This window comes from Flavobacterium sp. FlaQc-48 (assembly GCF_044007335.1).
Classification (GTDB): domain Bacteria; phylum Bacteroidota; class Bacteroidia; order Flavobacteriales; family Flavobacteriaceae; genus Flavobacterium.
Map to the genome: position 1 here is coordinate 1 of NZ_JBIPCR010000013.1, position 10,173 is coordinate 10,173.

Sequence of the window (10,173 nt, forward strand, 5' to 3'; positions counted from 1 at the left end):
ATATTTTAAGGATAATTTGAGTACTTTTTGGTAATTCACTTCCAAATTGTTTAAAGACAGAACTAAACATTGGTACTACTTTATTCAGCATAAAATATAAAACTAAAACTGTCACTAACATCACGATCGTTGGATAGGTCATGACTGATATAATTTGTCTTTTCATCTGAATTTTTCGGTTGAAATACTTTTGCAATTCACCTAAAACTTCTTCTAATTTTCTTGTTTCTTCACCAATCTGAATACTATAATATTCATAAGCTGAGAATTGATTACTTTCTCGCATTGATTCGTAAATACTTTTTCCTTCAACCACTTTTTCTTTGATTTGAAGGATCAGTTCTTTTTCAAATTTGTTACTGGATTGATTACTCAGAATTTCCAATGCTTTCTTAAAATCGACGCCAGATCTTAAAAGCATACCAAGCTCTCTGTAAAAAATCTCCTTTTTTTTATCAGAAAGTTTTTTAGAGAATTCAAAAGAACCGGTTTCAATCCTGAAATCCTTCTTTTCTGCTTTTGGTGCTTTGTATGTGGTTAAATCAAAACTCATTGTTTTTTCATTTTTTCTAGTAATTCATTTGCATAGACTCTTTTATAAAATTTTAAATCCAATTCTTTCTCATTTGATTCGATATTTAATTTTACTTTCTGAAAAACAAATTGTTCCGATTTACTTCTTAGAGTATCTACAACTATTTGTCTTAATTTGATTCTGAAAGTATCAATAAATGTTTCACTGTTTCTCAAAATATAGTCATCTGAAAACAGGTAAGAAACTCTTTCTCCGGTATATCCATTAAAATAAATTTCATTTTCCAGCACCGTCATTTTTTCTTTTTCAAAAATATCTTTGTTTAAACTATATGTTAATCTGTTGAGATCATTAACCAATTGATTTTGGTTTTTAAAGTCTAACATTCTGCCGGTAATAATCGAAAAAATAACAAACAAAACCCCCATAATAATAGCCGTTATAGCCATGCCAACGACAGCCTCAATTATAGAGAAAGCTGGCAAGGATGACGCGCTATTACGGTTTTTGTACATAGAAACTTTTTTCGAATTTAAATTGTGCACTGCCTTTATATTCTATTAAAATTTTTTTAAGATTTTTATTAATTGTTTCTTCATTTATAATTAGATTTTCGTTTTCATTTTCGTTCGAAATCGAGTCATTTTTTAATTCGGATAAATAAAAAAGTTCGTTGACTTTATTTTGAGTGCTATAAAATTTGGCCGATGTTTTTGGTGTATAAACAGATGCAAAAATCATGATGGCAAAATACAGGCAAACCGAAATAATGGTTAACGCAATAACTGATTCCAGAAGAGAATTACCTCTTACATTACAACACTTTTTTAATGACTCCATAGGTAGTGGTTGTTGTATTGAATAATGGAATTGAAATGAAATATTCCGGACGTTTACTGGTGTTTATTTCAATATCACTGATCATATTTTCGTAAGATGATGCACCGGTTTTCAGAAAAAAACGATTTGTATAAACAGAACCGTAAACATTGCTTTTGAGCATCAATTTTCCAGTGCAGTACAAATCGCCAAAAACTAGTCCTTCCTCGTCTATTTCGATAGTATTTTTATCTATTAAATCATGTGAGTTTCCAAATAAAACAACAGCACCCGTTATATAACATCCCTTTTTTATTTTAATTTTTGATTCGTCGGGACTTTCATTATATACACAAATTACCGATGGATATTTTAAGGTAACTTTTTCTTCAAGTTCAATTCCTTTAGATGCAAATGCCTGAACCGTTCCTGTAAATCCTTCTTCGAAAGTTATTTTGGGAGCAATTAAAATCACATCTTCCAGAACGGTATTTTTTTTTACCCGAATAGAATCTTCAGATCGTAATATAAAATTGCCTTTGAATATTAGATTGCCCAGAGACGACTTTACAGAAATCTCTTTTGTGATATTAAAAAAAGAATTGTAGTACAGTGAATCTTTTGGTTTTTCGACATCTGAAAGTTTTATTTTTTCAGATTTTATTCCTTGAAGAATCTTTTTAAATTCGGGATTAATTTCAGGTAACTGCGATTCAGAGATTGTAATTTTTCCTTCTGCAGTAAGCTTGTTTAAGCTATTGTTGATATAAGATGTTTCGATAAAAGTACTTGGTAATTGATTATTTCCAATCAGTTTTACTTTTCCTGAATAAAAAAGAGATTTGGATAGATTGGTTAAATAAATCGCATTTTTATCAATGTTTCTCTCTCCAACAAAATGAACAGATGAAACGGTGTCGTTTGCAGTGTACGATTTGGCTAAAACAAGAGACAACAATCCATAAATTTTCGTTTCGAAACTACCTTCGATACCTGAATTTTCATCCTTATCGATTTCTGCAGGTATTGTTTTGTTTCCTAAAGCAAAATTTAAAACCGATTGATTTTGTATATAAAGTTCCTCCTGTAGGTTATAATATAAATTAAGCTGATTGTATAAATTTGAAAAATACAACAATGCACCGCAAATTATAGAAACGATTAGACAAATGTATATGGCATATAGCAAACTATGAGCTTTTACCATTATTTTGGAGCTTTATCTTTCTTTTTAAAAAGATTATTAAAGAATGTTTTTACTTTTGAATCTTTTTTAGGTTCATTTTTGGCTTGCTCTCTGGCTGCTTTCTTAGTCGCTTTTTCTGTAGCTTTTTCTATTTTTTGTTTTGCGATTTTTGCTTCTTTTTCTGTTTTTGCTTTTTTGCTTGCAATGGCTTTTTCTTCTTTTGTTTTTGCTTTATAACTGGCAAGTTTCATGGCATCAGATGTTGCTTCTAATTCTTTTTGAGCGCCCTGTGCATTTTCTAATTTAATATTCTCTTGCTTAATTCTGTATTTTTCAGATTTAGTGAAGGTTTCTTTTTGTTTCACAATAATACCGTTTCGGTATGTTGTTATTTCTTTGGTGTCTGTATTGGTCCATCTTCCTGTTTTTAGATTGGAAGAATATTTTCCGTGTTCGACTAAGGTGCCGATTTCATTATATCTAAAATATTTTCCTGATTTTAAACCTTTACGATAATTTAGTGTAGTTGCTAATGTGCCATTTGAATACCAGGTTTTCCATTCCCCTACACGCAAGCCATTTTTAAACTGGCCTTGTTCTGCCAACTGATTACTATGATACATTTTAATAAATTTATCATTTAGTAAATCACCGGCTATACCACCCTGAGCTTCATGTATAAGTCCGCCTTTGAACCAATAGTAGGTTTTTGTGATTTTAGGTTCGATTTTTTTGTCTGTGGTGTAAAACTCATATCTAAAATCTTTATCCGAAATTCTCTTGATCATATAAGGATCAACAAAGGAAAATAATGCAAATGCAAAAAAGACAATTATAAAACGTGGTATTGTATATGTTTTCAAGGGGCTAGCTTTATTTTTTAAATGTGAGCAATATACTTTTTTATCAAAATAGTTTTTGTTTACAACATTCGGACAATACTTTTCATACAGATGTTATCTCAGATAAGCAAAACTATTTTATATTTTTCTAATTTTTTTACGGTTTTCCTCATTTTGGTTTGTTTTTTTGTTTTTCGCAAATATTGTTGCTGTTTATGTGTTTTTTAAGTTTTTGTCTTAGATATTATGACCTAAAACAGAGAAAAGTGGTGGTTGAGATAAAATAAAAAACTAAATATTAGAATCATATTCAGCAGTACTATTATTGTAGTGGGGTGGAGTCAGTAGATATCTGGAGATTAGAGGTAATGGACTTCAAAATAAAATTATTTTAAGGCTAGACAATATGCTTTTTGGCCATATTTTTAAAAAAAAATAATTTGTACGTTTGTTAGAGCTGATTTTTTATTAAATGAAGTAGGTGATTCTTATTAAAGATTAGGTTTATGAATATTGCAAAACAAATTGACTTAGCTAATAAATTGGTTAAAGAAGAGAATTATATTTATGAGATGTTAGTTGATTACCTGGCAGATAGAAAAATTTATCATACTATAGCTATATTAATTTTTTCTAAAGTTTATAATGTGGATAATAATTTTAGTAAAGATTTTATTTATTCTAATGAATTTTACTCTAATTTTAAAAATGAAGAAAATCCTTTTAACGATGATTTTATAGGTTATAAGAATGGGTAAGGTAATAGTATCACATGTTTTGATGGTTAATTATTCCATCTCACATTTACAGATTATCAAGGATTTTTTTAATAGCACAGTAAAATTAAAACAACCTTCGGGTTTTCCAAAATCAAAAAAGCCACTCCGTAAGAAGTGGCTTTTGTTGTTTGCTTTAGATTGCTTATTTACATTCTCAATAATTTACTCAATGACCTTTTTATTTTTCTTTATAATTATAATAAAAAGGAATAAGATTGCAGTATAAAGATTTCGATTCTAATAAATCTTCAATATCTGAATCAATAGCTTTATCTAAAATACCTAAATAAATTTTATTTAATATAACTCCCATTCCATGATTTTTATTTCCAACATATTTATGAATAGTCTCTAAATCAGGATAATGGTCTTTATTATGAAAAAAACGCCTCAATTCTTCTATAGTTCTATAAACTAATAAAAAATCTTTTAAAGATAAATTCACACTTTTCCCGTCTTCAATAGTGTCTAAACCGTAACTAATTATTTCTTCTAGTGAACCTGCTTTTTTTTTCATGTTAATTTCGTTTAAAAAATTTTGTTGTTTTGGGGTTTAATTTTACATCACCAACACATCTGATACATTACCGCATTACTGCTCATCTTTAAATTATTTTTTGTTAATATTTATTCTATTTCAACATGTTAGAAATTTAAATTCTCATATCACTAACTGTGAAAAACTACCATATTCGCAACATTCATGTCAATAAGCACTACTATCCATTAAATATACTATTTCATCATTTTTATCTAGATCTAAGTATAAACTCCCATAATTTTCAGGAAATTCTTTAGAGAATTCTTTTCCCACTCCCCAGCTAAAATAATGGGATGGTTTTATTATCAAAATTTTGTTTTTGTATAGCATTTCATATGTTCTAAAATCCGAAAAATAATATTTTCTTTTTTTGAACGTATTGATGTTGTCAAGATATTCTTCCACACTTTTCAATTCTAATTTGTACAAATTTGTATTAATTCTTTGACGGATAAAAATTGATTTACCATTTTCTTCATCAATACAGATTAAATAAAGTTTTCCTTTTTGATGGATTAAAAAATGCCTTTGGATTCGTTTTTTCTGTACAAAAGTAATTTTGAATAATTTAATATTTAATGAATTAAAACTAACATTTGAAACGTTAATAAAATATCTAAGTTTGTTTCTATATATTATTGAATCTTTTTTTATTAAAGCTTTACTGCTCTTGTCAAAAAAAGTCAATTTTATTAAGCTATCATTTTTGTAAAATCCCTCACAATCCCAGTTGCTTCTTATTTTAGAATCTAATTTAGGTTGTAAATTAGAGCTATCAAAATTTCCAATATTATAAGTTCCATTCTTATTATCATTGCACGATAATAAGAACGAACTAAACGTTAACAATCTAATTATAAATTTAATTAATTTAACCTTTTCTTCCATTTGACGGAGTTATCGTTATTGGTTTTTTCTTATTTTCTTTAGGCTTAGGAGCATTTTTAACTTCAGAAGTTGTTGATGGATTTCCATTACTATCAAATTTCATATTACCAATATTTTCATCTAATACTCCATTTGGCAATGCAGATGACCATTTACCGGCATTTTCGAAAGCTACTTTATTTTTAAATGTATATCCAATTACATTTTATTTTCATGACCTAATTTGAAACACTAAGGTAAGACAAAAGTATTTTAAGGCTTTTAAAAAGTTCAAAAATAGAAGAGACGACCAACTGGTTGTCTCTTTTTATACTCAATAATTAATACTTTATATTCTTTTTCAGTTCGTTACGCTGTTATTTTGTAAAAAAAACTAATCTGTAACATTACCCTATTCCGTAATAATAGTATTTCTTATTAACTAAAAGCCACTCCGTAATGAAGTGGCTTTTTCGTTTGCTTAAGATTGTGGGTGCGAAGTCAGGAGACTTTCGTAGAGCACATAAAAGAAAATTAGTCGCTAATTAGAACTCTTTGCAGAGGGTACAATTTTAAAAATATAAATTACTGTCATAATTACTAATAATAGTCCCGCAAATGGAGTGTTTTCAATTCCAATGCCTATGGTCAAATTATGAGCAACAGCTAATATCACATATCCAAAAAAATACTTACCTCTAATTGATGAAAAAAACATCAAAACTAAACTGACTAAAAAGAAAATATCCGCTGTAAATAAAGGAATTAAATATCTCATTCCATCATAATTATATTGGTTTGAAAAATACTTAACAATATCAATTATATAAAAATAAAGAAGATATAAATTAGCTAGGATAATAATAGTTACTGCTGTCTTTCTCATTTATTTACCGATTTTTGGAATTGTTTTATTATCTATATTCTTTTTAATGACTTCTGGCTTATCGTGGTCAACACTATGTGCATCGGTAGTAATACCTATGTACTCATCTAATACATCCAAACGAACATTTACGGTTTCTTTATTTTTATAATATCTCTCATACTTTTCACCATCAACACTATTAGCTAGGTCAGTTTGAACCTTATCTTGGGGATTATAGATATGAATATGTTTGTTTATTATTTTTCCTAAAGATGGAAAAATCTTTTCTGCCATTTCAGGATTCTCTACGCTATTTGGATTATTTACAGCAGGAGTTGCAATTGTGATAATATTAATTTTAATATCTTTTTCGCCAACAGAATTTAATGCAGCTTTCAAAAGTGGAGCTGCTTGAATCACAACATTCCCACCATGGCTATGAGCTATTAAAGTAATGTCTTCACCTTTGATTCTTTTTGCCATTACATAATTTACTAATTCAGCTGCTGCTTCTGTTCTATCTTCAACATCATTAAAGAAATTGTTACCATAATTAAATTTCCATATACTACCCCATTCAAATCCAGTATTTACATATTTGCTATTTTGTAATCTTAGTAATTGTTTTGTACCTTCTTTTAGAGAATTATCATCATTTCGCCATCTTTTATTGTTACTTGTTGTTCCATGAATAAAGAAGGCTTCTTTTCCCTCTAATTCAACAGCATCCATTATTCTATTTTCAGAGAACGCATAAGGTGAGTTATGAGGATATGATTTGGTTAATGGGTCAACTGCAAAGAAACGCCCAATCCTAGGGTCATGCATCCTGAACGTATAATTCAAAGAATTCCCTTCCCCTTTAATCTCATCATCCTTTTCCTGTCCTTGGAATCCATATCTGTAGCTATCACTTGAGCCATGTCTACTAGGCACTAACTGTCCAAAAGGATAGTAATCTGAATAGCTAATAACGTCAGCTGAATAATGATCGTAAAGATAAAGATTACGGTCTGAAATTACCGAAAGAACGTTACCTAAATGGTTCGATAATTCATATTGTTTGTCTCCTATAAAACGATATGCTATAATTGGTGCTCCCGGTGTAGCATTTTGGCCTTCGCCTTGTGCTTCTCCTTCGCATATGTCTCCTATACCATTTTTATTGTCATCTTTTTGATCAGGTTTTCCATTAGGTTACTGTGACGGTACTAAAATAGTAGAAAAAAGATTCAATATCACCACAGGTACATTTACGGCTATTCCCTAAACATGTAGCAACTCTATAAAATCCAAAAGCCACTCCGTAATGAAGTGGCTTTTTTGTTTGCTTTAGATTGTGGGTGCGAAGTCAGGAGACATTCGTACAGCATCCAGATTTTTAAGAACATTTTTGCTAATTAGAACACCTCGTAGAGCTGGCTGTCTAAGTACAGGAATATTTTTAACGAATTCCTTATTAGGAACACTACTGGCTACTTAGCTTTTAAAGTATTTAAAATTGAAAAAGCTTCGTTATAATCATTATCTTTCTCTTTTTCAGTTTTTTTATCTAAAATTGAACATGAAAATAGAATTTTCCTTCCTGAATCTATTATTATCCATTCATATTGTGATATAGCATCATCAACAAATCTTTTGCATTTCACTAATGAATTATAGTCACCTATTTGAGCAACTGAAAAAACATTCTTTAATTCGTTTTTAATAATTTCTTCGTTATAAACAATATCATCGAAATATTCTAAAATCAATGCTTGATTATTTTTCTTATTAACAAACCAATACTGATTTTTAGTGACTTTTCTAAACATCCATAAAGACTCTGGAAATTTTATAGTGAAACTGAATTCGGGAACGTCAAAAACTGATAAATTTTTAAATAATATTCTTGTCATCATAATTTTTTACTTATAATTCACGATAGGTACCTTGTTTTATCATTTCTTGTTTTTCAGCTTCATATATTTCATCTGCTTTTAATTTTTCTATATACATCATCATCTGAGTTTTAAGTGCATCTACATTATCTTGGTGTAATTTTATTGATTGGCCTTCTTGAATTTTATTTGGGTCATTAATATTATTTATTGTTTTAAGTTGATTAACAGTTGTCCCAAAATCATTTGCTATTTCTGATAACGTCTCTCCTTTTTGAACATTATAATATAGCCCCGCTATTATAGGTTCGTAATAAATCATTCCTTGTTCGATTTTATCAATACCTAATGCTTCAGCTTTACCACTTTTTATAAAATCATTAACAGCTCTTCCAAGTTGTCCAGGTCCTACTCTTCTTCCAAATGCAGAATTAGGTTTGATTTCTTTAAATTGTGCAATTCTTTGACCTCCTTTAGAAAGAATTCTATATAAGTCAACTCTACTACCTCCTTTACCGCTCTCCGTTGTAAACTCAGAAACCCATCTAGAGAATCTATTACTACCCTGAATTAATCTATGCATATCGTTACCATGTTTAAAAAAATGTCTTAAATTTTCCCATGGAGTAATTTCTGCGTTCCATTTTGGTTTAGCAACTCCTGTGTTAACTACCTCTTCCGCAATTGAAACTCTTGGTATAGTACTCGTGTTTTCAAACATAAATCCTATTCGAGGCATCCACTCTAATCCCTCTAACTCAATTCCATCAATAACTCTATTTTCGGCAAATGCATAAGGCGAATTATGAGGATAAGTTCTAAACAATGGGTCAACAGCAAAAAACCTACCAATCCTCGGGTCATGCATCCTAAAGGAATAATTCAAAGAATTCCCTTCACCTTTCAGCTCATCATCCTTCTCCTGACCTTGGAAGCCATACCAGTATGTGCCTGCTCAATATTTACCTCGCGCGAGTACTTGGTTTTTGGTAAGAACGTTCTCTTTCATTTTCAATCCTTGTAAAAATAGCAAAACATTTAAGATAAACATTCAATTGAAAGAAAAAAAATAAAAGATTTTTCGTACAATTTTTATTTTCAATTAAAAAAAAATCCTTAAATATATTGTTGCAACAGGATTTTTATTTTTCCTTTTTGTTGCTCTTTTTATTTTTGCTCCCACATGGTTACAACATGAATTTTCAGCAAATGGATTTTATATTGGTTCAGCTTTATTTGTTGCTTTAACCACTTTTATAACACTATATTTTTACTTTACTTTTAAAGATTTATTCTTTCCTAAAATCAACAACAATCAAAAACCGTTTTCGATTGTATAAAACATAAAAAAACCTCGCCAATTGGCGAGGTTTTTTTATTCTCTTTATCGCTTATCCTTGCGGGCACGGAAAGAATTTCCGCGCTATCGTTGCGCATATCCGAGCGATCGGGATAAATCTGTAATTAAAATTCTAATTGATGCCTTTATTACCAAAAAGAAAATACAGCAGTTAGCTCAATAAAAATACCGCTATAAAACATAAAACCCCGCATCTTGCGGGGTTTCTTTTTTAATTACTTTGTCGAGTTTCTTTGTGGGTACGAGTGTGACACTCGCACTAGCTGTTGTGATTATTTCTGCTCGGACCAGCTGGGGGAACTCAAAGATTATTTTGAAAGAAAAGTAGCCCAAGGCAAAAATAAAATGCTAGTAATAAATAATATTAGAAACAAGTTAGTACACATAATTTGCGCTTGTGTAAGGGATAATAAGCTATACGAAAGAAAAGTAGCTTAATCCAAAACAAATAATAAATTTTCTTTTGAAAGGAAAGAAGTAAAAAAACTTCTTCCCC

The 10,173-nt window shown here is 29.6% G+C and carries 12 protein-coding genes and 1 pseudogene; 2 read left to right on the plus strand and 11 right to left on the minus strand.

Annotation, left to right across the window (positions count from 1 at the left end):
- The 5 genes from ACHRWY_RS18785 to ACHRWY_RS18805 all read right to left on the minus strand — a co-directional run.
- The coding region (locus ACHRWY_RS18785) for a type II secretion system F family protein (RefSeq protein ID WP_395356729.1) at positions 1 to 553 on the minus strand (553 nt) is incomplete at its 3' end.
- Positions 550 to 1,050: a type II secretion system protein J gene (locus ACHRWY_RS18790; RefSeq protein ID WP_395356731.1), complete on the minus strand. Its 501-nt coding sequence runs from the start codon at positions 1,048 to 1,050 to the stop codon at positions 550 to 552. The genes ACHRWY_RS18790 and ACHRWY_RS18785, both read right to left, overlap by 4 nt.
- The gene (locus ACHRWY_RS18795; RefSeq protein ID WP_395356733.1) at positions 1,034 to 1,375 is read right to left on the minus strand and encodes a hypothetical protein; all 342 of its coding nucleotides are present in this window, start codon (positions 1,373 to 1,375) and stop codon (positions 1,034 to 1,036) included. Before ACHRWY_RS18795 ends, ACHRWY_RS18790 begins: the two co-directional genes overlap by 17 nt.
- Positions 1,350 to 2,561 carry a hypothetical protein gene (locus ACHRWY_RS18800; RefSeq protein WP_395356735.1) on the minus strand — a complete coding sequence of 404 codons (1,212 nt, stop codon included), beginning with the start codon at positions 2,559 to 2,561 and terminating at the stop codon, positions 1,350 to 1,352. The genes ACHRWY_RS18795 and ACHRWY_RS18800 overlap by 26 nt, the downstream gene beginning before the upstream one ends.
- Positions 2,561 to 3,403, minus strand: a complete 843-nt coding sequence (locus ACHRWY_RS18805) for a toxin-antitoxin system YwqK family antitoxin (RefSeq protein WP_395356736.1) — start codon at positions 3,401 to 3,403, stop codon at positions 2,561 to 2,563. The genes ACHRWY_RS18800 and ACHRWY_RS18805 overlap by 1 nt, the downstream gene beginning before the upstream one ends.
- 485 nt (positions 3,404 to 3,888) lie before the next feature.
- Between ACHRWY_RS18805 and ACHRWY_RS18810 the strand changes: the two genes are divergently transcribed.
- Positions 3,889 to 4,140 carry a hypothetical protein gene (locus ACHRWY_RS18810; RefSeq protein WP_395356738.1) on the plus strand — a complete coding sequence of 84 codons (252 nt, stop codon included), beginning with the start codon at positions 3,889 to 3,891 and terminating at the stop codon, positions 4,138 to 4,140.
- Between the two features lie 199 nt (positions 4,141 to 4,339).
- On the opposite strand, the gene ACHRWY_RS18815 is transcribed toward ACHRWY_RS18810, so the two are convergent.
- The 6 genes from ACHRWY_RS18815 to ACHRWY_RS18840 form a co-directional block, all read right to left on the minus strand.
- The gene (locus ACHRWY_RS18815; RefSeq protein WP_395356739.1) at positions 4,340 to 4,678 is read right to left on the minus strand and encodes a hypothetical protein; all 339 of its coding nucleotides are present in this window, start codon (positions 4,676 to 4,678) and stop codon (positions 4,340 to 4,342) included.
- A 189-nt stretch (positions 4,679 to 4,867) separates the two neighbouring features.
- Positions 4,868 to 5,590: a hypothetical protein gene (locus ACHRWY_RS18820; protein ID WP_395356741.1), complete on the minus strand. Its 723-nt coding sequence runs from the start codon at positions 5,588 to 5,590 to the stop codon at positions 4,868 to 4,870.
- Positions 5,591 to 6,110: 520 nt separating this feature from the next.
- Positions 6,111 to 6,455 carry a hypothetical protein gene (locus tag ACHRWY_RS18825; protein ID WP_395356743.1) on the minus strand — a complete coding sequence of 115 codons (345 nt, stop codon included), beginning with the start codon at positions 6,453 to 6,455 and terminating at the stop codon, positions 6,111 to 6,113.
- Positions 6,456 to 7,592 carry an RHS repeat-associated core domain-containing protein gene (locus ACHRWY_RS18830; protein WP_395356897.1) on the minus strand — a complete coding sequence of 379 codons (1,137 nt, stop codon included), beginning with the start codon at positions 7,590 to 7,592 and terminating at the stop codon, positions 6,456 to 6,458. It abuts the gene before it with no gap.
- Between the two features lie 320 nt (positions 7,593 to 7,912).
- Entirely contained in the window at positions 7,913 to 8,338 is a 426-nt protein-coding gene (locus ACHRWY_RS18835) for a hypothetical protein (RefSeq protein ID WP_395356745.1), read from the minus strand.
- 10 nt (positions 8,339 to 8,348) lie between these two features.
- Positions 8,349 to 9,143 (minus strand): LysM peptidoglycan-binding domain-containing protein, encoded by a 795-nt coding sequence (locus tag ACHRWY_RS18840; protein ID WP_395356746.1) that lies wholly within the window; start codon positions 9,141 to 9,143, stop codon positions 8,349 to 8,351.
- Between the two features lie 831 nt (positions 9,144 to 9,974).
- Here ACHRWY_RS18840 and ACHRWY_RS18845 point away from each other — a divergent pair.
- Positions 9,975 to 10,115: pseudogene (locus ACHRWY_RS18845) on the plus strand (IS110 family transposase); the annotation flags it as partial.
- Between the last annotated feature and the right edge of the window lie 58 nt (positions 10,116 to 10,173).

Coding starts and splice junctions, on each gene's coding strand:
- ACHRWY_RS18790 (WP_395356731.1), bottom strand. CDS start 1,050: ATGTACAAAAACCGTAATAGCGCGTCATCCTTGCCAGCTTTCTCTATA.
- ACHRWY_RS18795 (WP_395356733.1), bottom strand. CDS start 1,375: ATGGAGTCATTAAAAAAGTGTTGTAATGTAAGAGGTAATTCTCTTCTG.
- ACHRWY_RS18820 (WP_395356741.1), bottom strand. CDS start 5,590: ATGGAAGAAAAGGTTAAATTAATTAAATTTATAATTAGATTGTTAACG.
- ACHRWY_RS18815 (WP_395356739.1), bottom strand. CDS start 4,678: ATGAAAAAAAAAGCAGGTTCACTAGAAGAAATAATTAGTTACGGTTTA.
- ACHRWY_RS18810 (WP_395356738.1), top strand. CDS start 3,889: ATGAATATTGCAAAACAAATTGACTTAGCTAATAAATTGGTTAAAGAA.
- ACHRWY_RS18835 (WP_395356745.1), bottom strand. CDS start 8,338: ATGATGACAAGAATATTATTTAAAAATTTATCAGTTTTTGACGTTCCC.
- ACHRWY_RS18825 (WP_395356743.1), bottom strand. CDS start 6,455: ATGAGAAAGACAGCAGTAACTATTATTATCCTAGCTAATTTATATCTT.
- ACHRWY_RS18800 (WP_395356735.1), bottom strand. CDS start 2,561: ATGGTAAAAGCTCATAGTTTGCTATATGCCATATACATTTGTCTAATC.